Below are 21,179 nucleotides of genomic sequence, written 5' to 3'. Positions count from 1 at the left end.
TGCGGCGTGCGAGGCGTGCAATCGAAAGAAAAGGCGTAGGCATGCCATACGCGCGGTGCGCGAAGTGGACTGGGACGGTGCCGCCTACGCGGACGACCGGCCGAGTCGGCGCGAGATTTCCGCCGCGCACTCGAGAAGCGGTCGTGCGACGGACCCATCCCAGTCGCCGTCGAAGGTCGCCGAAGGCCCCATAACCAGAATGCCGAGGACGATGTTGCCCGCCGGGTCAAAGACGGGGGCGCAAAGGGCGTCAATCCCGGGGATTGGATGACCCTGGGCACGGGAAAGCCCGTGCTTCCTGGTTTCAGCCAGTTGCGCTTCGAACTTCTCAGGGTCGAAAGTCTGGTCTTCAGCGTTGCTTTGGGGGGCTCCCTCAGTTCGGATGAGGCGCTCGATGACTTTGGGCGGCATGTACGCTGAGAACAGCCGACCGGTTGCCGTATTCGTCAACGACATCACCGTGCCCTGCCGCAAGTTGACGTGCAGGGGCTGAATCGGCTCTTCCAGGCGGACGATGGTCGGGCCAAGGTTTCCCCAGACGGCGACCGCAACGCTCTTGCCGGTTTGCTTCGCAAGCTCCTCAACGACCTTCGAGGCTTCCCGGACCGGGCCAATTTGGCGCAGTTTCGTGAGCCCAAGTTGCAGCGCAAGAGGCCCAAGCTCGTACTGGCCAGCGGGGGTCTGGGTCACAAAGCCAACCTTCATGAAGCTGACCATGTAGGGGTGGGATTTGCCGACGGTCATTGCCGCGGCTGTCGCCAAGTCCTTCAAGGCCATTGGCCTGACGTGGCGAGCCAGCTCGAGAAGCAGTGCACTTCCGATTTCCACTGACTGAATTCCACGTCTACTTTTTTCCATGTCGTTGTGCCCAAAGCCTCGAATGATGATAGCCAACCGCCTGTTGGAAGCCTCGCGGGTGTTCCTCAGGCGGCACTGGCTCCAACCAGCTGGGTAGGGAATGCTCTAAATCAAAGGAATTCGATAATGTGAGACGATGCGTCTTAATCGAATACCTCCACTGAGCGCTCGCGTTTGGAGCGGCGTCAGTGCCGGACAAAGGAGCGAAATGCGAGCTACAGCGAAGGTCTGCGCATGGAAAGCGCTAGTGGGGTACATCTCTGTCGCGCTCACCGCTTGTGGGGGTGGAGGAGGAGGGTCGCCATTCACGCCAATGGATGTCACCTCTAGCGGCGTTTCCACGACGGAAACTCCGAAGGCGGAAGACCCGATGAAGGCACCGGAGGCGCCGCCGGAGGACCAGGATTCGGCGACGACTGCGGACAGGTTCGCGAACAGCGCAGCAGCTGCTTCACTAATAGAAGAGAACAAGAACGTTGCCGGAGCCAAATCCAAGGCTGCTGTCCAACGCGAGCCCCAGCCGGAGTCGCCCAGGACGCTTGCAGTAGCTCCGAGCGCGAAGAGCCAAGAAAAGTAGGGCGCAGCGACCGGGCAATCAGGCCTGGCTGTTTCCGTCCCTGCCAAGGCGCCTGGTGATTTCCTGCGCGCATCGGCGAAGCGGTCGCGCAATCTCGCCGTCCCACTCGGTGTCGAAAGTCGCTGATGGCCCCATCACCAAGACGCCAAGGACCAAATGTCCCTCATAGTCGAACACTGGGGCGCAAATGGCATCGATACCCGGGATGGGATGGCCGCGTGTTCTCGACAAGCCGTGCTGGCGTATCTCGGCGAGTGCTTCCTGCAGTGTCTCGCCAGGGAACTTGTTCCCAAGGTCAGTTCCATAGCTCTGACGCGCCAGTTCGAGGTTTAACAGGCGCTCGACAACCATGGGCGGCATGTAGGCCGCAAAGAGGCGTCCCGTCGCGGTGTTGTCGAGTGACATGACGGTACCGGTTCGCAGGTTCACGTGCAGCGGCTGGATGGGTTCTTCAAGCCGAACCACCGTCGGTCCCAAGTTCCCCCACACCGCAATGGCAACGCTTTGCCCAGTCTCCTCCGCGAGGGCCTCTATCAGCTTGGAGGCCTCCTTGACCGGGTCCAGACGCTGCAATCGCGTGAGCCCCAGCTGCAAAGCGAGTGGACCAAGCTCGTAGAGGCCGGAGTCGTTCTGCGACACAAAGCCCACCTTGAGAAAGCTCACCATGTAGGGATGAGCCTTGCCCGCAGTCATCCCGGCCAGCCTGGCCAGGTCCTTGAGAGCAACAGGCCGCCCGACACGCGCGAGTTGGAGCAGCAGCTCACTCCCAATTTCGACGGATTGGATGCCGCGGCGATTCTTTTCCGCTGAAGCTTGTCCTGGGAGTTCTGAAGTTGCCATGTAGTAGTGCGTGGGTCTTGCAGGCTGCGCGAATTATGGTGCGGGCAACCTGGATGCCGCCTTGGCGACCTCCCTAGGGTGCTTGAGCGCAAACGGCGGCAAGAGCCGCCGTTTGCCTATGGGGTCACCTGGACCCTTCCATCAATCCTCGCCGTCGTCGTCCAGTTCTTGGCAGGGGCCGCGACCCTCGAGGTCGTTGTCGCCCTTCCAATAGGGAAGACTGGTGGTGCTTTCGGGGCTGAAGCAGCCAGCCTTGAGCAACGGAAGGTTCAGAGACGAGCGGTTGTGCGGCCCGTAGTACAGCGACACAGCACTTCCCGTCAGCGAGGCCAGTTGTGGCATCGTCGGGTAGCAGGGGTCGGTCCCAAGCACCGGAGAGCACTGGCTGCCGGCCGGTGCAGGGCTGTAGGCACCGTTTGAGCCTTGCGAGGGCGTCTGCGTGGTTACGGTCAGACGCAGCTTTCCACCGGCAGGTATCGCGACGAACCTGGGAGAAATCAGGAAGTCGTACTTGTTAACCGACCCCGCGGGCAAATACCTGTCCGTGTCGTAAGCGCCGTAGGGCTTGACCGGCACGCCCTTCTTGTCCACCCAGGAGCGTGATGGGATGTTGGTCGCAAGACTTCCTAGCACCGCCCCTGAGGAAATGGGCGTGACCGTCCCTTGAGCGTCCACCAGAGAGACCGAAGCAATGAGTTCGAGGTTCTTCGTGGTGGACGACGCGTAGAAGGACGCGCTCATCGGGCCTGCGAGAGTCGCCCCCTTCTTGATGACAGGGCCATCGAACTGAAGCGTGCTGCCAGGCCCGGGCTGAGCCCAATTTATCGTTTGCTTGTCGGCCGAGCCAGCAATGTGCCGCGTCATGCGGCCATTCGAGTTCAGGAAGTACTGCTTGTAGGACGTCGAGACCGGATAGGCGGATGTGCTTATCCAGTTGTTCGACAGTAGCTCGTGAACGTGAAGCGGCTGGCTCGTATCGCTCATCCGAGTGCGTTTGTCCTTCAGCCACGTGTCGAACCATTCGAGCGTGATGTTGTCAGCGATGTGCTGGCCCCTGGTCTGCTCTTCGAACTGGCAATGGCCGCCCTGGCTGATAAGGACCTGATATCGACCGGTTGCCTTCTGGTTCGGCGACATCGGACCGAAGACGGGCCTGTTGCTGTACGCGTTCTGAAGGTAGGCGTACATCGACAACGAGCTTTCCGCATAGATGTCTTGGTGGGTGCTCCAGATGAGAGCAGGGAGGCCAAGTTCAACAATCTTCTTGGCGTAGTTCCCCGGGGTTCGCAGTTGCCAGAAGTCCAGGTCGTAGGCTTTGGGGCCGCCTGCGTAGATGTCGTTCACGACTGCTTGGCCGTAGGCGGTAGCGCCGTGGTTGTTGCCCACCGCACCACCAAAAAACAGCGGGAACTGCGCCGTCTGGGTCGGAATGCCGCCGGCGAAGTAGGTCTCGCGATAGAACTCGGCGCCGAAGCAAACCGGAGCGAGCGCCTTGATGGGCGAGTTCTTTCCCGCTGCTGCCGCGGTGTAAATCTGGTTGAGGCCAGCCCAAGAGCCGCCCTGCAGGCCGACCTTTCCGTTTGAGTTTTGGAGCTTGGTCGCCGCCCACTGAGCCAACTCTGCACCGTCCTTGGCGTCGCGCTCGCTGAAGAAGCTGAAATCGCCGCCCGAGTTTCTCGTTCCTCGCACCGAAGCAGTCACGAACAGGTAGCCGCGCTGTACGTAGTAGTCGCCGGCGGTCGACGGGTTGCCCAGATAGGGCGTCTGGGTCAATAGGACGGGGAAAGGACCAGGCACCCGAGCGCCGGTCGTCAAGTCGGTCGGATACGAGACGTCGACCATGAGAACGGCGCCGTCGCTCATCGTGACGGGGATGCTGGTGTCGAGTTTTGTGCCGTAGAGCGCTGGGCCCGGAGTCCAGACACCGCCTGGATAGGGCGTCAAGGCTTGCTCTTGGCAGCCATTGTTTCCGCCCCTCTTGTCGCTGTCGTCGCAATGGGCGAACGCTGGGGCCGTCGCGCATGCCGCGATAACGACAAGGGCCCCAGCCATGAGCCCGCTGCATCGACGAGTAGTGGGGAGTTGGGGGGAGGCGAATCCCGCCTCCGACGATGTGCGCTGCGCGCTGTTATCGCTGGTTTTCATCTCGAGTGTCTCCTTGCTTCGAGGTCCGACCTACCTAGATTGCCGCTTCGCTGCGGCCCCTTTGCATCTGACATAGTCAGATGACTATGCTGAAAACAAGTAATCAGACCAAATCGCAATGACTCGAAATAGTCGGGTCTACCCGTAGCGTTGCAAGCAGACGTAACCGTTCCCGTGGCCAAGGCGGGTTCGGGCTGGGGAGAGAGCGAGGTGCGCCGGGACCGACCTACGCCTCAGAGCGCGTCAGTCCGCGAGGAAGTGAGGGCAAAAATCCCTCCAGTCGCGAACGATGGCCAGATTTGGCCAGGTGCGATTTATCTGCGCGTGCTTCGCGCGGAAGGCGATTGAGCGCCGATGCGCTTCGAGATGGCAATGCCGGCCTCTTTCACGGCCGTAGCCTGAGCGCCGTCCCAGTTGGTATCAAAGGACCGCGACCGGCCCATCAGGGTGATTCCCAGCACGATGTTGCCGGAGTAGTCAAAGACGGGGGCCGCGAACGAGCAGACGCCCGGGGTCGGGTTGTTTACCGAACGGGAGAGGCCATGGGTACGAACTTCGTTGAGCATGCTCTGTAGCTCGTCCTTGTCCACTGGCTTGGCAATGTCTGGCCCGAGTCGACGTTCGTCCTCCAGCAGCGATTCCTCGATGAGCTTTGGCGGCAAATATGCCGCGAACAATCGTCCCGTAGCGGTACCGGCCAGAGACATGACGGTCCCGGTTCGAATATTCGTGTGAAGCGGATAAATCGCATCGAACAGGAACACGATGGTCGGCCCCTGGTTGCCCCACACGGACATCGCGACGCTGTGGCCAGTTTGACGAGCCAGTTCCTCCGCGAAGGGCGTGCCCTCGCGGACAGGATTGAGCATGCGAAGGGTCACCAAGCCCAACTGCATGGCGGTCGGCCCAAGCCAGTAATAGCCCGTCAGCGACTCCTGAGTCACCAATCCCAGCTTTGCAAAGCTCACCAGGTAGGGATGGGCTTTGCCTGGCGCCATGTCGGCAGCCTTAGCCAGCTCTCTGAGTGGCATTGGCCGGCCGTGGGCGCCGAGGGCGAGAAGCAGTTGGCCGCCGGCTTCGATGGACTGAATGCCTCGTCGCTCCTTCTCGGCCCCCATCTCGCCGACTTCGCCTTCCAACGCGTCCATGATGATTTGCCCCCGGGCTCTATCGATGTAATTTGCCTTAGCCGAAAAATTAAACCACATCAGATGCGTTGATGCCGAACTAATTTGCTGCGCGACGTCCATTGTCAATCAAATGCCGGCAGGCGGGTGCGGCGGCCAACCGTCGGAGCCTGCAAAGCCCAGAATTTCAGTGCGAAAGGGCACCCAGCCGTTTGGAGATGGCGACGCCGCAGGCCCTGACAGCCTTGGCCTGAGCGCCGTCCCAATTGGGGTCGAAAGAGCGGGTGCCCCCCATCAGGGTCACTGCAAGCACCATATTTTCGGAATAGTCAAAGACCGGGGCAGAGAAGGCGCAAACACCAGGAGTCGGATTGTCGAGTGCGCGAGAAACGCCGTGCTTTCGCACGTCGCTCAGCATTTCTTGCAAGTTGGCTGCAGCAACGGGTCTCGCTATGTCGGGCCCGAGTCGCGCCTCGTCATTGAGCAGGGATTCCTCGATGAGTTGGGCCGGAAGGTAGCTCGCGAACAGGCGCCCTGTTGCGGTGCCGGCCACGGACATCACCATGCCCGAGCGGATGTTGGTGTGCAGTGGGTACGCCGCGTCAAATAGGACGACAGCAGTGGGGCCCTGATTGCCCCACACCGCCAGAGCCACGCTATGACCAGATTCCCGGGACAAGTGCTCAGCGAATGGAGTCGCTTCTCGAACCGGATTGACGGTCCGAAGTGAGACCAGTCCGAGCTGCATCGCGGTCGGCCCTAGCCAGTAGTACCCCGTCGCGACTTCCCGTGTGACCAGTCCGAGCTTGGCGAAGCTGACCAGGTAGGGGTGCGCCTTGCCTGGAGGCATTTCCGCCGCGCGTGCGAGTTCGCTGAGCGCCATCGGGCGTCCGTGTGCGCCCAGAGCAAGGAGCAAATGGCCCCCCGCTTCGATGGACTGAATCCCTCGGCGCTCCTTGTCGTGGCCTGAGTCGCCGCCTTCACCGTCGAGCTCTCCCATGGCTGTCTCCTTTCATTCGATTCTATCGATACCATCCGATTAGGGTATACCATTAGCGTATAGAAAACGCGTTAGCGTGATACTAACGCCATCGGACCGGCAAACGCGGTCCCCACCCTCAAGGAGTGAAGCTCATGAGCAAGCAGGAAACCCAATACGACGTTTTGGTGGTTGGCACCGGGGCGTCTGGGATGTCAGCGGCAGTCACCGCCGCGTACGAGGGCCTGAAGGTCCTGGTCGTCGACAAGGCTTCCCTTTACGGCGGCACCACCGCGCGCTCTGGCGGCTGGCTGTGGATTCCCAACACCAAGTTGGCCAAGGCGCAGGGCATCAACGAACCAGCCGGCGCCGCGCGCACATATCTCCAGCACGAGGCCACTACCCATTTCGACCCGGCTCGTGTCGACGCTTTCCTCGAAAACGGCCCCAAGGCCATCGACTTCTTCACCGAGAAAACCTGCGTGCAGTTCGAAATGCCACCGGTGTTTCCTGACTATCACGCGGAAGCCCCCGGCGGCCAGCCCGGCGGCCGCTCCATGGTCACGGCGCCCTTCGACGCCCGTGAGCTCGGCAACCAGGTGAAAAAGCTGGCTCCGCCCGTTCCCGAACTGACGGTGTTCGGGATGATGCTGGGCTCCGGCAAGGAACTGTGGCACTTCTTGCGTGCGTTCAAGTCACTCGAATCCTTCTGGTACGTCACGAAGCGCTTTGGCTTTCACCTGCTGGACGTTCTGCGCCATGGCCGTGGGATGACGCTTACCAATGGCAACGCGCTGGCCGGTCGCTTGGCAAAGGCGGGCATGGACCTCAACGTTTCGGTCTGGCTGAACTCCCCGGTCAAGAGCCTCATCGTTGAGAACGACGTCGTCGTCGGCGCGAACGTCGTGCGCGACGGCACGCCCCAAGAAATCCGTGTTCGCAAGGGTGTCGTGCTGGCCTGCGGTGGCTTCCCCTATGACATCGAGCGTCGCAAGCAACTGTTCCCCCACGCGCCAACTGGTCACGAGCACTACACACCGTCCCCGTCGCTGAACACCGGTGACGGCTTGCGCCTGGGCGAATCCGTCGGCGGCTGGGTCGACCCGACTATCCCGAACGCCGCCGCTTGGTGCCCGACGTCGGTGACCAAGCGTAAGGACGGTTCGCAGGGCGTCATGCCGCACTTCATCGACCGAGCCAAGCCCGGCGTCATCGCAGTCACCGCCCGCGGCCGCCGCTTCACCAACGAAGCCTTGTCGTACCACGACTTCATTCAAGACCTGGTGAAGGCCTCCGCAGGTCTTCCCGATGTGTCCTGCTGGGAAATCTGCGACCACAAGCACCTACGTGAATACGGCATGGGCGCAGTAGCTCCGTTCCCGCTTCCCATTGGCAAGCACCTGCGCAGCGGTTACCTCAAGCGCGGGAACACCCTGCAGGAACTGGCCAAGGCCATCGGCGTGCCGTACGCGGCTCTGCAAGAGGAAGTCGAGCAGTTCAATCGAGACGCTAAGTCCGGCAAGGACTCCAAATTCGACAAGGGCAGCACTGCCTACAACCGCTTCCAAGGCGACTCCCTGGTCAAGCCGAACCCCTGCATGGCGCCCATCGAGACGGGGCCCTTCTATGCCATCAAGGTCGTGGTCGGCGAAATCGGTACGTTCGCCGGCCTCGCGACCGACGCGAACTGCCAGGTGCTGACGAAAGACCGTCGCCCAATCCCCGGCCTGTACGCTGTCGGCAACGACGCTGCCAGCATCATGGGTGGCAACTACCCGGGTGCCGGCATCACCCTGGGCCCGGCGCTCACCTTCGGCTACGTCGTGGGTCAAACCCTCGCCAAGCAGCCCGACCTCACGACGTTCACCGTCGACCAGCAACTCCGTCAGCGCGAGCGCGTCCACGCCGCTTGATTCGCCCGTCTGCAAGCAAGGAAAGCAAAATGGAAATCACTGAACTGATGGCGCCGCAGGTTCTAAGCGGCCGCCTGGCACTGGTCACCGGCGCTGGTCAAGGAAACGGCAAGGCCATCGCCAAGGGCCTCGCCAAGGCCGGTGCGACGGTCATCGTTACCGACCTCAATGAGGCGAACGCGAAGTCGGCCGCTGCTGAAATCAATGAAGCCGGCGGCAAGGCCTACGCATACAAGCTCGACGTGACCTCCCGCGACGCGTGTGACGCCCTGGCCCTCACGACTGCCAGCGATGTCGGCAACATCGACATCCTCATCAACAACGCCGGCATCATCATTCGCGAAGGTCTGGATAGCCCGAAGGTTGCGTCGAATCTCCAACGCACCCTCGACGTCAACGTCATGGGCACCTTCCATCCCACCCACGCTTGGTTGAGCGCGCTGAAGGAAACCAAGGGCGTCATCATCAACGTTGGCTCCATCGCTTCGACCACCGGCATTCCCAACGTGGTCGGCTATTCGCCGTCCAAGGGCGCCGTGAAGATGCTTACCCAGGCCCTGGCGGTCGAGCTAGCCAAGGACGGCATCCGGGTCAACGCCATTGCACCGGGCGTCATTGAAACGCCGATGACCTCCTATACCCGCGAGGCGCCGGAGCGCCTGGACAAATTCATGCTGCGAACGCCCATGGCGCGCGTCGGACAGCCTGAAGAACTCGTCGGCCCCGTCGTGTTCCTCGCTTCGAGCATGGCCACCTATGTCACGGGCGTCACGCTGCCCATCGACGGCGGCTTCCTGGCCTCCTAACAAGAACAAGTTTTCCCTAGTCCGCAACCCCGAACTCAAAGAGTTCAACAACATCTCAACTGGAGACAGCCATGAGTATTCCTTCGTTCTTCAAGTGCGCCATCCTGACCGCGAGTCTGGTGGCTGCGGCGGCAGCGAGCGCGCAAGACATCAAGGTCGGCTACAACGGCGACCTGTCTGCTTCGCCCTCGGCGCAAAGCGGCCAGGCGGCAGTGCTGGGCATGGAGGCTGCCATCGCCGACATCAATGCGAGCGGTGGTCTGCTCGGCAAGAAGCTCGAACTTGTGACTCGAGATGACACCTCAGCGCCGCCGAAGTCCATCCAGAACATGAGTGAACTCATCGACAGCGAGAAGGTCTCGGCAGTCTTCGGTCCGACCAACTCTGGCAATGCTATGGCCTGGAAGCACATCGCCAACCAGAAAAGGATTCCTGTCATCGGTAACGTGGGTTCGGGCACCGACATCACCAAGCCCATGAGCCCGGGCGCTGACAACTACATGTTCCGCGTCTCGATGGTGGACCGTGAGCAGGTCGCAGCCCTGATGGCTTACGTCAAGAAGAACTCTGACAAGTCCAAGGTCGTGGGCCTCATGGCCGAGACCACCGGATATGGTCAGGGTGGTCTGAAGGACATGGAAGAAATCGCCAAGCAGCAGGACATCAAGATTGCAGCCATCGAGAAGTTCGGTGTGGGCGACACCGACATGACCTCGCAGCTGAGCAAGATGAAGGCCGCCAACGTGGACACGCTCGTGGTCTGGGCGCAGGGCACCCCTATCGCCCAGCTGGTGCGCAGCATGGAGAAGATTAACTACTTCCCCGTGGTGCTGACCTCGTGGGCTGCGGACAACATCACTTTCTACGACGCTGCAGGCAAGACGCTGGCTGAGAAGCCTATCTTCATGCGCACTGTGAGCGAGACCCGCACCCCGGCCCAACAGAAGCTGTTCGACCGCATTGGCTCCAAGCTGAAGGCACCGGGCTCGTTCTCCTTCGCACTGCATGGCTACGACTCCATCCTGCTGTATGCAGCTGCGGTCAAGCAAGCCAATAGCACTGACGGCAACGCTGTCCGCCTGGCGCTCGAAGACCTGAAGACCCCTGTTCAGGGCGTTCTGAAGACCTACGACAAGCCCTTCAGCAAGACCAACCACGAAGCGCTGACCGCCAAGGACCTGGTGTGGATTCGCTGGAAGGACGGCAAGCTGCTGCCCTACACCGACCCCATCGTCGGTTCCCTGTCGACAGCTGACTTCAAGCAATAACGCACGTTGCGTAAGCGGGGCTGCACGTGGCAGCTCCCGCAATCTTCTCGGAGGCAATCATGGTAGAGGCGCTCTTACAAGCGATTCTCAGCGGCTTGGCCGTGGGCGGAGCCTACGCGCTGGTAGCACTGGGCTTCAGCATCACATTCACGACGACCAAGACTTTGAACTTCTCGCACGGGGAGTTCGTGTCGGCGGGTGCATTCATTGGCATGAGCGCTCTCTTCCTGGTTCTTGGTCTCCCGGTCAGTTCAACCACTTTCGGCACCGCCATGCCCGGTGCCGGCGCGCAACTCCTTGCTTTGGCCGCTGCGTTGGCCATCATGGGTGCGCTCGGCTGGGTCTTGTACCTGGTGGGCGTGCGCCCCTTCGCCGGCCGTCCTGGCATGGCATGGGTGATGAGCACGCTGGGCTTCGGCGTCATCCTGCAAAGCATCGGCCTGGCCATCTGGGGTCCGAAGCCTGTGGTGGTGCCCGGCCCCGTGGGTGACGAAGTCATCCGCATCCTTGGTATTGGGGTTCGTCCGCAGGAACTGCTGACGCTTGGCGTGGCCATCGTCATCATGGTCCTGTTCGACTGGGTAATGAACCGCACCATGGTTGGCAAGGCGATGCGTGCCGTGGCAGCGAACGGAAACGTTGCCAGCCTGATGGGCATCAACACGAACGCCGTGATGATTGGCGCCTTCGTGGTGAGCTCCGCGCTCGCAGGCCTCTCGGGATTCCTGCTGGCACCTATCGCTCAAGCGTCCCTTTTCATGGGACTCACCGTGGGACTAAAGGGCTTCTCCGGCGCAATGATTGGCGGTCTGAGCAATCCCCGCGGCTGCGTTATCGGCGGCTTCGCCCTTGGCGTTCTCGAATCCTTGGTGAACCTGTGGTCGGCGCAATGGCGTGAAGTCGCAGTGTTCGCACTCGTCATCCTGGTCCTGGCCTTCCGGCCGACCGGCCTCTTCGGCAAGCCAATGGTGGAAAAGGTATGAAGCGCGGTCAACACTTCCTGGGCGTAGCGGTTGCCGCTGCGGCCGTCATCGGTGCCACGTCATTCTTCGGCAACGATTACTACCTTCGCATCATCTTCATGATGTGCGTCTACTACATGTGCGCAGCTGGCATGAACGTGCTGGTCGGCTTCGCAGGACAGAAGTCCCTCGGTCAAGCCGGCCTGTTCGCAGCAGGTGCGTACGCGGTGGCACTCCTGACGACCAAGACTGACATCAGTCCTTGGCTAGCCTTGGTCTTGGCCGCCGTCATCTCTGGCGTCTGCGGTGTCCTGATTGCACTGCCGTCTCTGCGCGTCAAAGGCCCGTATCTCGCCATGGTGACGCTGGCATTCGGCATCGTCGTCGAAAAGCTGGTCGGCGAGTGGACCGAGGTGTTCGGTGGTGCACAAGGCATCTACGGCATCCGCCCCATCACCTGGAACGGACAGCCTCTCACTACCCAGCAGTGGGTCTGGTTCGGCGTGGTGCTTTGCGCTCTGACCCATCTGCTGCTGCGCAACCTGCTGCACGGACGTTTCGGTCGTGCTTTGCTCTCGCTGCAGGCTGACGAAATTGCTTCCTCGTCGGTGGGTGTTCGCGTCTATCGCGCCAAAGTGATTGCGTTCGTGGTTGCCGCGGTGACTTGCGGCATCGCCGGTGCTCTGGTCGCTCAGCAAAACCAGTACATCAACTCGGACTTCATCACCTTCCACCTGTCCATCTTCATCCTGTTGCTTGTCCTCTTCGGTGGAGCGGGCTCGATGTATGGCCCCCTGGTTGGCACCATCATCCTGACCAGCATCGACGCGGCGCTGGCTCGCTGGCCGTCGGCACAGCACTTCCTCTACGGCTTCCTGCTCCTCTTCGCGCTCTATGTGATGCCTGGCGGGGTGATGGGCGTGCTGAACTCAATGTTCAAGCGCAAGGACAAGGTCGAGCCCTTGAAGGCGGCGACCCAGCCGAAGACTACGCGCATCGGTCCGGATGCGTCAGGCGACCTGCTCGAAGTTGAAGGCGTGACCAAGGCGTACGGCGGCGTCAAGCCGGCTCAGAACGTGTCGTTTCGCCTGAAGCGCGGCCACATCCACGCGCTGATTGGCCCCAACGGCGCAGGCAAGAGCACGATGATTAACATGCTCACGGGTGTGGTGAAGCCGACTTCTGGCTCCATCAGGTTCCTGGGCGAAGAGATTTCGGACACGCCGGCGCACCAGATTTGCCGCATGGGCATGGGCCGCACGTTCCAGAACCTGCGACTGTTCTCTGACCTCTCGGTCCTGGACAACGTCATGCTCGGACGCCACACCCGAATGAGCAACGGGTTCTTGGCTTCGCTGACGGCACTGCCGGGCGCGACAAAGCAGGAAGTCATTACCCGCGAACGCGCGCTCCAACTGCTCGAACTGGTGGACCTGGCGCATCTGGCTCATCAGCCAGCCGGCAGCCTTCCGTATGGTCTTCAGCGCCGCGCCGAATTGGCACGTGCCTTGGCCACAGAACCTCAGCTTCTCCTTCTGGACGAACCCGCTGCTGGCCTCAACCCGCAAGAGACCGCCGAGCTCGGTCAACTCCTGCTGCGAATCGGCAAGTGCGGCGTGAGCATTCTGATGGTGGAGCACCACATGGACCTGGTCATGTCCGTCTCCGACCACGTCATCGTGTTGGACTACGGCATCAAGATTGCCGAGGGCAAACCTTCCGATGTGCAAGGTAACCCGCGCGTGGTCGAGGCCTACCTTGGTGTCGATGACGAAACAGAGCCTGCCGAGGCGCTCGTAGCTGCTTGAGGACTAAGCCATGTTGAAACTCGATAACGTCAAGGTGTCCTACGGCGCCATTGAGGCAGTCAAGGGCGTGAGCCTCGAAGTTCGCAAGGGCGAGGTGGTGACCATCATCGGCGCCAACGGCGCTGGCAAGAGCACGCTGCTCAAGAGCATCGTCGGTCTGGAACCTGTCAAGGCAGGCACGATTTCCGTCGACGGTAAGGACTGCACCTACGTTGCGCCCCACAAGCGTGTCGGACTGGGTGTCGCGATGTCGCCGGAAGGACGCGGCGTGTTCGCCGACCAGACAGTTCGTGAGAACCTCATGCTGGGTGCCTACTCGCGCAAGAGCGACTCGCGCGCCACCGAAGAGGCCATCGAGCGCGAGTTCAAGCGCTTCCCGCGACTCAAGGAGCGTCAGCACCAGCTGTCCGGAACGCTTTCCGGCGGCGAACAGCAGATGTTGGCCATCGCCCGTGCGCTGATGAGCGAGCCGCGACTTCTCTTGCTCGATGAGCCCTCGCTGGGCCTGGCTCCTCTCATCATCAAAGAGGTTTTTGAAGCGATTCGACAACTGCGTCATTCGGGCTTGACCATTCTTCTGGTGGAGCAGATGGCCAAGCAGGCGCTGGGCGTCGCCGACAGGGCGTACGTACTGGAGACAGGGCTGATAACCCTCGAAGGCTCTGGAAAAGAGCTTCTCAACGACCCGAAGGTCAAGGCTGCCTACCTCGGCGCCCACTGACCATTCCCCATCCCACTCGTTCAATTAAGGAGGTCCCCATGACCCAGACCAAGAAGTTCGCCAGCCAGGCCGACCTGGAAGAAAAGAAAGTCACTTTCAGCCAGATTTCCGAGCACGCCTGGGCGTACACCGCCGAAGGCGACCCGAACACCGGCATCATCATTGGCGACGACGCCGTGTTGGTGGCCGACACCCAGGCCACTCCCGCGATGGCCGCCGACGTCATCCGTCGCATCCGCGAAGTGACCGATAAGCCCATCAAGTACGTCGTGCTCACGCACTACCACGCCGTTCGCGTGCTTGGTGCCAGCGCCTACAAGCCTCAGCAAATTATCTCGAGCCAAGACACGTACGACCTCATCGTCGAGCGCGGTGAGCAGGACAAGGCCAGCGAAATTGGCCGCTTCCCGCGCCTGTTCTCCAACGTCGAGACGGTGCCCCCCGGCATGACTTGGCCGACTATGACCTTTACGGGCAAGATGACCCTGTGGCTCGGCAAGCTCGAAGTTCAACTGCTGCAGGTTGGTCGTGGCCATACCAAGGGCGACACCATCGTCTGGCTGCCAGGTGAAGGCGCGCTGTTGTCGGGTGACTTGGTCGAGTTCGGTGCCACGCCCTATGCCGGTGATGCCTATTTCAAGGACTGGCCGCAGACGCTCAACAACCTCGCTGCTCTCAAGCCAAAGGCTCTGGTTCCCGGCCGCGGCGCCGCGCTCACCACGCCCGAAGACGTCGAGAAGGGCCTGACCGAGACGCGCGACTTCATCGCCGACGTCTACTCGAACGTGCAGAAAGGCGTGGCTGCTGGCAAGGACCTGAACGCTGTCTACAAGGACACCTTTGCGGCGCTCAAGCCCAAGTATGGCCACTGGGTCATCTTCGACCACTGCATGCCGTTCGACGTGACGCGTTGCTACGACGAGGCGACTCAATACGCTGACCCGCGCATCTGGACCGCAGAGCGCGACATCGAGATGTGGAAGACGCTGGAGGGCTAAAGCTCTCCTCCAGTCCACAAGCATCTGTTCTTTCGGCTCGCGCTGACCTTCAAGTTGGCGCGAATGGGTCGGCTCGTCCCTACATCCGAGGGATTGGCCGTCCGCAAACCTGTAAAGGAGTAAAGCGTGAACGACCGTCTGAACTCGGAGCGTCGCTATCAGAGCGGCTTCGGCAATGAATACGCCACCGAGGCCGTGCCCGGCGCCCTGCCTCAAGGGCGCAATAGCCCGCAGAGGGCGCCTTTCGACCTGTACCCCGAGCTCATCTCGGGCACAGCCTTCACGGCCCCCAGGCATGAGAACCGCCGCACATGGATGTACCGGCGTCAGCCTTCGGTGGTGGCCGGTCGGTACGAGGCGTACAGCCAGCCGTTGTGGACGACAGGCGGCAGCCGGGAAACGCAGCTTCCACCCGAGCCGATGCGTTGGCACCCGATTCCCTTCGAGAAGGGAGCCGAGGTTGACTTCGTAGACGGTATGCGAACGCTGGCGGCCAACGGCGATGCGGATGCGCAATCGGGCGTTGGCTCGCTTGTGTACTTGGCAACGAGGTCCATGGACAAGCGCGCGTTCGTGAATGCAGATGGCGAGTTGCTCGTCGTGCCCCAACAGGGGCGTCTGGTCATCACGACTGAATTGGGCATTCTTGATGTCAAGCCCGGCGAAATTGCCGTATTGCCTCGCGGGGTGGCATTCAAGGTCGCTGTACCAGACGGCCCGTCGCGCGGATACGTGTGCGAGAACTACGGCGCGCAGTTCCGACTGCCGGAGCTCGGCCCCATCGGCTCGAATGGGCTTGCAAATGCCCGCGACTTCCTCGCTCCGGTCGCCGCTTTCGAAGATGAAAACGTGCCTTATGAGCTGGTGAAGAAGTTCGGCGGTCGCTTCTGGCGCGCGCCAACCAAGGGCACGCCGTTCAATGTTGTCGCGTGGCACGGCAACCTGGCGCCGGTCAAGTACGACACGGTCAACTTCATGACCATCGGGTCCATCAGCTTCGACCACCCGGACCCGTCCATCTTTACCGTGCTGACTTCGCCCAGCGACACGCCTGGCACGGCCAACTGCGACTTCGTCATCTTCCCGCCGCGCTGGTTGGTGATGGAGGACACCTTCCGCCCGCCTTGGTATCACCGCAACCTCATGAGTGAGTTCATGGGCTTGGTCTACGGCGAATACGACGCGAAACCGGGCGGATTCAAACCGGGCGGTGCGAGCCTGCACAACGCCATGGTGCCCCACGGCCCTGACGAAGAGGCCTTCGAGAAGGCCTCGAGCGTCGACCTGAAGCCGCAGAAGCTGGACAACACACTGGCCTTCATGTTCGAGAGCCGCTACCGCTTCATTCCAACTCCCTTTGCCCTCATCAAGGCCCCGCTGGATGAGGACTACGCCAACTGCTGGGCGGGACTCAAGGACCAGTTCAAGCCTGCCTGACGGAGGAATTGAGACCATGTACGACATCGACGCCACCCACGACCCGAAGCTTAAGAGCTGGGTCACGTCTGCCAACGAGGCAGGCTGCGACTTTCCCATCCAAAATTTGCCGTTCGGACGCTTCAAGAGAGGCGGCATCGAAGGCGGTTGGAAAATCGGTGTGGCCATCGGCGACAAGGTTCTGGACCTGCGCGCCGTTGGCCTGATTGATACCGACGACATGAACGTCGTCATGGCGGCAACGCCAGAGGCCAGGCAGGCGCTGCGCCGCAAGATTTCCGAAGGCCTGCGCGAAGGTAGCGCTCAACGTCCCGCGTGGACGCGCGCTTTGGTCCCCCAGGATGAATGCGAATACACGGTTCCGTGCCGCGTAGGCGACTACACCGACTTCTACACGAGCGTCCACCACGCGACGACTGTCGGCAAGCAGTTCCGTCCGGACAACCCACTGCTGCCGAACTACAAGTGGGTGCCCATCGGCTATCACGGTCGCGCGTCATCCATCGGGGTGAGCGGCGGTTCGTTCAAGCGGCCGCGCGGCCAAACGAAGGCTCCCGATGCACAGGTGCCGACCTTCGGCCCCTCCAAACGCCTGGACTATGAATTGGAACTGGGCTGGTTCATCGGCGCCGGCAACGAACAAGGGGAGCCCATCGAGATTGGCAATGCTGAAGCCCATCTCTTCGGTGTGACCCTGTTCAACGACTGGTCTGCACGGGATATTCAAGGCTGGGAATACCAGCCACTGGGCCCGTTCCTGTCCAAGAACTTCGCAAGCACGTTGTCGCCCTGGATGGTGACCATGGAGGCGCTGGCACCTTTCCGTGCGCCATTCGAGCGCCCGGCGGAGGACCCGCAGCCTCTTGCGTACCTGGACAGCGAAGCGAATCGTGCAAAGGGTGCGTTCTCCATCACGCTGGAAGTCTTGTTGCAAACCGCCAAGATGCGGGAAGCGGGTGAAGCTCCGGTGCGTCTATCAGCAACGAACACCACACGCGCGGCCTACTGGACACCTGCGCAACTGGTCGCCCACCACACAGTCAACGGCTGCAACCTGCAGCCCGGCGACCTCCTGGGCTCTGGAACCCTGTCCGGGCCGGCCGAGAGCGAAGCGGGTTCGATGATGGAGCTGACCGTCAGTGGCAAGAACCCGGTCAAGCTGCCTAACGGCGAGGTGCGCAGCTTCCTCGAGGACGGCGACACGCTTACCTTGCGGGGATGGTGCGCAGCCGACGGGGCAGTGCGTATCGGCCTCGGCGAGTGCTCGGGAACAGTGGTGGCACCATGAAACGGCCCGTCCCGCTCGAGCAGGCAGTTGCGATGGTCCCAGACGGGGCGGTAGTGATGGTGGGCGGGTTCATGGGCGTCGGCAGTCCGATGCGGCTGATAGACGAACTGGTCCGCCAGCGCAGGAAGGACCTGACGCTGATAAGCAACGACACGGCCAGGCCCGGCGTGGGCGTGGGGCGGCTCATCGATGCCGGCCTTGTGACCAAGGTGATTGCCAGCCACATCGGGACCAACGAGGTGACGCAGCAATACATGCTCGATGGGCGCATCAGCGTGGAACTCGTGCCCCAGGGGACTCTGGCAGAGCGCATCCGCGCCGGCGGCTTCGGCCTGGGCGGCGTCCTCACGCCCACCGGCGTCGGCACTGCGGTGGCTGACGGCAAGCAGACCTTGGAGGTCGAAGGCCGCGCGTACCTTGTCGAGACGGCGCTGAAGGCGGACTTCTCGTTCATTGCTGCCAAGCGAGCCGACTACTACGGCAACCTCGAATACACGCTGACAGCCCGCAACTTCAATCCGTTGATGGCGATGGCTGCGAAGACGACGATTGCCGATTCGGAAAGCATCGTTCCTGTCGGAATGATTAGCCCTGACACAGTGGTCACTCCTGGCGTGCTGGTCCACGTCCTTGTTGGAAAGGAGCGTGCCTCATGAACGGACGCGAAGTAATCGCCAGGCGGGTCGCTGCGGAGCTCAAGGACGGCGACCGGGTGAATCTGGGTATCGGCCTACCCACGCTGGTTGCGAAATATCTCCCGACGTCGCTGCACGTTTTCTTTCACTCCGAGAACGGCATCATGGGCATGAGCCCGCTGCCTGGAGAAGGCTTTGAAGACGTGAACCTCATCGATGCCGGTGGGCGGCCAGTTGGCGCTCTGCCTGGTGCCTGCGCCTTCGATTCCGCTTTCTCCTTTGGGCTCATAAGAGGCGGGCATCTGGACGTCACTGTGCTCGGGGGCCTGGAGGTCGATGAGGAGGGGCGCCTGGCCAACTGGATGGTGCCCGGCGAGAAGATTCCCGGGATGGGCGGCGCGATGGACTTGGTCACGGGCGCACGTCGCGTCATCGTGGCCATGACCCATCGCTCGCGCAACGGTTCGAAGCTTGTTCCCCGCTGCACGCTGCCGCTGACGTCAATTCGCAGAGTCGACCTGGTCGTCACCGAACTCGCGGTCATCCGGCCGACTGAAGCTGGTCTGGTGCTTGAGGAGACCGCGCCCGGCGTAGCCGTTCAGGAAGTCATCGATGCAACCGACGCAGCTCTAACTCTTGGTGCGGCACTGCGGTGAAAGGGCAGGACCGCGGCGCAGGAGAAGACATGCAGAAGTCTGAAGTTGTCTCCTTGAATGATTGGTCAGCAAAGCTCTGGCTCGTAGGGTGCTGTGCTTTCACGAGCATGGCCTCTATGCGAATCTGCGACGCCATGCTTCCGGCGCTGGCACAGGAGTTCGCCGCGACGGCTGGTCAGGCGGCAAGGGCCATCTCCGCATTCGCGCTTGCATATGGGGTGCTCCAGCTGTTCTACGGGCCCCTGGGCGACCGCTTTGGCAAGGTCAAGGTCATTGGTCTGGCCACTTTGGCATGCACCGTCGGTAGCGCCTTGGCTGCGGCGTCACCTAACCTGGAATGGCTGGTCGCAAGCCGCGCACTCTCAGGTGCCGCCGCAGCCGGAATCATTCCACTCACCATGGCTTGGATTGGTGACAGCGTGGCCTACGAAGACCGACAGGCCGTGCTCGCTCAGCTGCTGGGTGCAACCGTCTTCGGGATGATTACTGGCCAGTGGGCGGGAGGCCTCTTGGCCGATGCCTTCGGCTGGCGCTCCGCATTTGTAGGACTTGCCGCCATCTTCGCGGTCAGCGGCGCGCTGCTGGTTAGTCGCGTCATTTTCGACCCGCGGGTGAAGCAATGCGCCCCGATGGGACTACTCAATGGCATCAAGTCGGTCGTGGGTTCGCGCTGGCCGAGAGTCGTTCTGTTGGTCACGGCGATTGAGGGTGCACTGGCGTTCAGCGCGTTGGCGTTCATCCCAAGTGACCTTCATCTGCGCTTCGGCCTGTCGATGCCGACAGCGGGCGGCGTGGTGGCGCTCTACGGAATCGGCGGTCTGTCGTACAGCCGCACCGCGCGGCGGATGCTGCGGCGGTGGGGTGAAACAGGCCTTGCTCGCATAGGCGGCATCGCCACGGCGGCGGCATTCGGAACGATGGCACTCGCGCCGAGCTGGTACTTCGTGCCACCGGCTTGCTTCCTGGCCGGCTTCGGGTTTTACGCGTTGCACAACACCCTGCAGACCAATGCGACGCAGATGGCGCCGTGGGCTCGCGGCACGGCGGTGTCACTCTTTGCCTGCAGCCTATTTCTGGGGCAGTCGATTGGCGTTCTGGGCGCAGCCTGGTTGGTTGACCAGTACACGGCTCCCGCCGTGTACTCGGTATCGGCCATTGGGCTTCTGCTGCTCGGACTCTCCTTTGCAGTGCTTGTCAAACGGAGAGGTCGTCCATGAGCGTCGAAACGTCGAACACCGCAGGCCGGCAGGCGCTTGCGGTCCAGATGACCCTCATCGCTGCAATGGCGATTTGGGGGCTGAACGTCGCCGTTGTGAAGCAACTCACCCACAGCTTCGACACGTCGATGCTTGCTGCGCTGCGGATGGTTGTGGCCCTTGCCGTGCTGTCTGCAATCTTGCTTTGGAAGCGTTGCGTTGTCCGAGACATGAGCTGGAAGCAGGTTCGCACGCTGCTCGTCTGCGGTGTCCTCATGGTCTATCTGAACCAACTGCTGTTTGCAGAAGGGCTGCAGCGCTCTACCGCCACCAACGGTGCCCTCATCATGGCGCTGAGCCCTCTGGTGTCAGCGGTCCTTGCTGCGTTCATGTTCCGGGAGAGCTTGTCAGTGCAGCGGATGCTGGGCGTGGCCCTGGGATTCGGCGGCGTTGCGGCCGTTGTCCTGAGTCACCCTGGGGCCGGGCTTTCCCGCGCAAGCACCGGTGACCTAATGTTGGTTGCGGGTGTCGTGAGCTTCGCCGCCGGCGGGGCGCTTGTGCAGCGCCTGGCGAAGTGCTTGCACCCTCTGACCATCAGCTGGGCCATCTACTTGGTCGGCACCTCGATGCTGGTTGTGCAGGCCGCCGTCGGAAGCCCATCTCTGGACTTGGAAGTGCTCTTTCCTGGCTGGTGGCAATGGGCACTCATTCTGTTCTCCGGCGTCATGGCCACTGCTCTAAGCAACCTGCTTTGGAACAGAGCCATTGCCAGCATTGGGGTGGCCCGCACGGCGGTCTTCCTGTACTGGGTTCCCGTCTTCGGCGTTCTCTTCGCCGCCATCCTGCTGGACGAGCGTCTCACCGCGTGGCACTTGGCAGGTTTCGTTGCCGTGATGGCCGGCACCTACCTCGGCACTCGGCAGCAGCCCGCTACTCCTTCGTCTTCTACCTGAGCTTCTCGGATT

General features: G+C 61.8%; 18 protein-coding genes. 13 read left to right on the top strand and 5 right to left on the bottom strand.

All coding sequences use genetic code 11. The annotated features are described in order from the left end of the window. Positions 1–84: 84 nt before the first annotated feature. The 5 genes from BLW05_RS13480 to BLW05_RS13455 form a co-directional block, all read right to left on the bottom strand. The gene (locus BLW05_RS13480) at positions 85–858 is read right to left on the bottom strand and encodes an IclR family transcriptional regulator (protein ID WP_093164030.1); all 774 of its coding nucleotides are present in this window, start codon (positions 856–858) and stop codon (positions 85–87) included. Positions 859–1,453: 595 nt separating this feature from the next. Next, on the bottom strand, positions 1,454–2,275 hold the full coding sequence (locus BLW05_RS13470; protein ID WP_093163259.1) for an IclR family transcriptional regulator: 822 nt from the start codon (positions 2,273–2,275) through the stop codon (positions 1,454–1,456). Positions 2,276–2,416: 141 nt separating this feature from the next. After that, positions 2,417–4,420: a CocE/NonD family hydrolase gene (locus tag BLW05_RS13465; protein ID WP_093163258.1), complete on the bottom strand. Its 2,004-nt coding sequence runs from the start codon at positions 4,418–4,420 to the stop codon at positions 2,417–2,419. Between the two features lie 314 nt (positions 4,421–4,734). Next, positions 4,735–5,670: an IclR family transcriptional regulator gene (locus BLW05_RS13460; protein ID WP_256330278.1), complete on the bottom strand. Its 936-nt coding sequence runs from the start codon at positions 5,668–5,670 to the stop codon at positions 4,735–4,737. 64 nt (positions 5,671–5,734) lie between these two features. Continuing rightward, positions 5,735–6,547, bottom strand: coding sequence for an IclR family transcriptional regulator (locus BLW05_RS13455; protein WP_093163256.1), 813 nt, complete (start codon positions 6,545–6,547; stop codon positions 5,735–5,737). Positions 6,548–6,681: 134 nt separating this feature from the next. Between BLW05_RS13455 and BLW05_RS13450 the strand changes: the two genes are divergently transcribed. The 13 genes from BLW05_RS13450 to BLW05_RS13390 all read left to right on the top strand — a co-directional run bounded on the left by BLW05_RS13450 (position 6,682) and on the right by BLW05_RS13390 (position 21,167). Then, a complete protein-coding gene (locus BLW05_RS13450) occupies positions 6,682–8,439 on the top strand; it encodes an FAD-dependent oxidoreductase (protein ID WP_093163254.1) in 1,758 nt (585 codons plus the stop codon). A 29-nt stretch (positions 8,440–8,468) separates the two neighbouring features. Then, on the top strand, positions 8,469–9,245 hold the full coding sequence (locus BLW05_RS13445; RefSeq protein ID WP_256330277.1) for an SDR family NAD(P)-dependent oxidoreductase: 777 nt from the start codon (positions 8,469–8,471) through the stop codon (positions 9,243–9,245). A 119-nt stretch (positions 9,246–9,364) separates the two neighbouring features. Then, positions 9,365–10,513 (top strand): ABC transporter substrate-binding protein, encoded by a 1,149-nt coding sequence (locus tag BLW05_RS13440; RefSeq protein WP_256330276.1) that lies wholly within the window; start codon positions 9,365–9,367, stop codon positions 10,511–10,513. A 59-nt stretch (positions 10,514–10,572) separates the two neighbouring features. Next, complete coding sequence (locus tag BLW05_RS13435; protein ID WP_093163252.1) at positions 10,573–11,496, top strand: branched-chain amino acid ABC transporter permease; 924 nt, start codon at positions 10,573–10,575, stop codon at positions 11,494–11,496. Beyond that, the gene (locus tag BLW05_RS13430; RefSeq protein ID WP_093163250.1) at positions 11,493–13,283 is read left to right on the top strand and encodes a branched-chain amino acid ABC transporter ATP-binding protein/permease; all 1,791 of its coding nucleotides are present in this window, start codon (positions 11,493–11,495) and stop codon (positions 13,281–13,283) included. Before BLW05_RS13435 ends, BLW05_RS13430 begins: the two co-directional genes overlap by 4 nt. A 10-nt stretch (positions 13,284–13,293) precedes the next feature. After that, on the top strand, positions 13,294–14,004 hold the full coding sequence (locus tag BLW05_RS13425; protein ID WP_093163249.1) for an ABC transporter ATP-binding protein: 711 nt from the start codon (positions 13,294–13,296) through the stop codon (positions 14,002–14,004). Between the two features lie 38 nt (positions 14,005–14,042). After that, positions 14,043–15,002, top strand: coding sequence for an MBL fold metallo-hydrolase (locus BLW05_RS13420; protein WP_093163247.1), 960 nt, complete (start codon positions 14,043–14,045; stop codon positions 15,000–15,002). A gap of 126 nt (positions 15,003–15,128) precedes the next feature. After that, a complete protein-coding gene (gene hmgA / locus BLW05_RS13415; protein WP_256330275.1) occupies positions 15,129–16,439 on the top strand; it encodes a homogentisate 1,2-dioxygenase in 1,311 nt (436 codons plus the stop codon). Positions 16,440–16,455: 16 nt separating this feature from the next. Further along, on the top strand, positions 16,456–17,727 hold the full coding sequence (gene fahA / locus BLW05_RS13410; protein ID WP_093163246.1) for a fumarylacetoacetase: 1,272 nt from the start codon (positions 16,456–16,458) through the stop codon (positions 17,725–17,727). Next, positions 17,724–18,383, top strand: a complete 660-nt coding sequence (locus tag BLW05_RS13405) for a CoA transferase subunit A (protein ID WP_093163244.1) — start codon at positions 17,724–17,726, stop codon at positions 18,381–18,383. Before fahA ends, BLW05_RS13405 begins: the two co-directional genes overlap by 4 nt. Further along, a complete protein-coding gene (locus BLW05_RS13400) occupies positions 18,380–19,018 on the top strand; it encodes a 3-oxoacid CoA-transferase subunit B (RefSeq protein ID WP_093163243.1) in 639 nt (212 codons plus the stop codon). Before BLW05_RS13405 ends, BLW05_RS13400 begins: the two co-directional genes overlap by 4 nt. Before the next feature lie 29 nt (positions 19,019–19,047). After that, complete coding sequence (locus BLW05_RS13395) at positions 19,048–20,235, top strand: MFS transporter (protein ID WP_093163241.1); 1,188 nt, start codon at positions 19,048–19,050, stop codon at positions 20,233–20,235. Continuing rightward, the gene (locus tag BLW05_RS13390) at positions 20,232–21,167 is read left to right on the top strand and encodes a DMT family transporter (protein WP_093163239.1); all 936 of its coding nucleotides are present in this window, start codon (positions 20,232–20,234) and stop codon (positions 21,165–21,167) included. Before BLW05_RS13395 ends, BLW05_RS13390 begins: the two co-directional genes overlap by 4 nt. Positions 21,168–21,179 lie beyond the last annotated feature (12 nt).

Origin of the sequence: Variovorax sp. YR216 (assembly GCF_900107745.1) — a bacterium.
GTDB lineage: Bacteria > Pseudomonadota > Gammaproteobacteria > Burkholderiales > Burkholderiaceae_C > Variovorax.
Note: the sequence above shows the minus strand (reverse complement) of the source record. Positions and strands in the feature narration are given on the sequence as shown.

What these genes read in the sequence shown, in the direction of transcription:
- BLW05_RS13480 (WP_093164030.1), bottom strand. Translation starts at nt 858, where the DNA reads ATGGAAAAAAGTAGACGTGGAATTCAGTCAGTGGAAATCGGAAGTGCA.
- BLW05_RS13470 (WP_093163259.1), bottom strand. Translation starts at nt 2,275, where the DNA reads ATGGCAACTTCAGAACTCCCAGGACAAGCTTCAGCGGAAAAGAATCGC.
- BLW05_RS13465 (WP_093163258.1), bottom strand. Translation starts at nt 4,420, where the DNA reads ATGAAAACCAGCGATAACAGCGCGCAGCGCACATCGTCGGAGGCGGGA.
- BLW05_RS13460 (WP_256330278.1), bottom strand. Translation starts at nt 5,670, where the DNA reads ATGGACGTCGCGCAGCAAATTAGTTCGGCATCAACGCATCTGATGTGG.
- BLW05_RS13455 (WP_093163256.1), bottom strand. Translation starts at nt 6,547, where the DNA reads ATGGGAGAGCTCGACGGTGAAGGCGGCGACTCAGGCCACGACAAGGAG.
- BLW05_RS13450 (WP_093163254.1), top strand. Translation starts at nt 6,682, where the DNA reads ATGAGCAAGCAGGAAACCCAATACGACGTTTTGGTGGTTGGCACCGGG.
- BLW05_RS13445 (WP_256330277.1), top strand. Translation starts at nt 8,469, where the DNA reads ATGGAAATCACTGAACTGATGGCGCCGCAGGTTCTAAGCGGCCGCCTG.
- BLW05_RS13435 (WP_093163252.1), top strand. Translation starts at nt 10,573, where the DNA reads ATGGTAGAGGCGCTCTTACAAGCGATTCTCAGCGGCTTGGCCGTGGGC.
- BLW05_RS13430 (WP_093163250.1), top strand. Translation starts at nt 11,493, where the DNA reads ATGAAGCGCGGTCAACACTTCCTGGGCGTAGCGGTTGCCGCTGCGGCC.
- BLW05_RS13425 (WP_093163249.1), top strand. Translation starts at nt 13,294, where the DNA reads ATGTTGAAACTCGATAACGTCAAGGTGTCCTACGGCGCCATTGAGGCA.
- BLW05_RS13420 (WP_093163247.1), top strand. Translation starts at nt 14,043, where the DNA reads ATGACCCAGACCAAGAAGTTCGCCAGCCAGGCCGACCTGGAAGAAAAG.
- fahA (WP_093163246.1), top strand. Translation starts at nt 16,456, where the DNA reads ATGTACGACATCGACGCCACCCACGACCCGAAGCTTAAGAGCTGGGTC.
- BLW05_RS13405 (WP_093163244.1), top strand. Translation starts at nt 17,724, where the DNA reads ATGAAACGGCCCGTCCCGCTCGAGCAGGCAGTTGCGATGGTCCCAGAC.
- BLW05_RS13400 (WP_093163243.1), top strand. Translation starts at nt 18,380, where the DNA reads ATGAACGGACGCGAAGTAATCGCCAGGCGGGTCGCTGCGGAGCTCAAG.
- BLW05_RS13395 (WP_093163241.1), top strand. Translation starts at nt 19,048, where the DNA reads ATGCAGAAGTCTGAAGTTGTCTCCTTGAATGATTGGTCAGCAAAGCTC.
- BLW05_RS13390 (WP_093163239.1), top strand. Translation starts at nt 20,232, where the DNA reads ATGAGCGTCGAAACGTCGAACACCGCAGGCCGGCAGGCGCTTGCGGTC.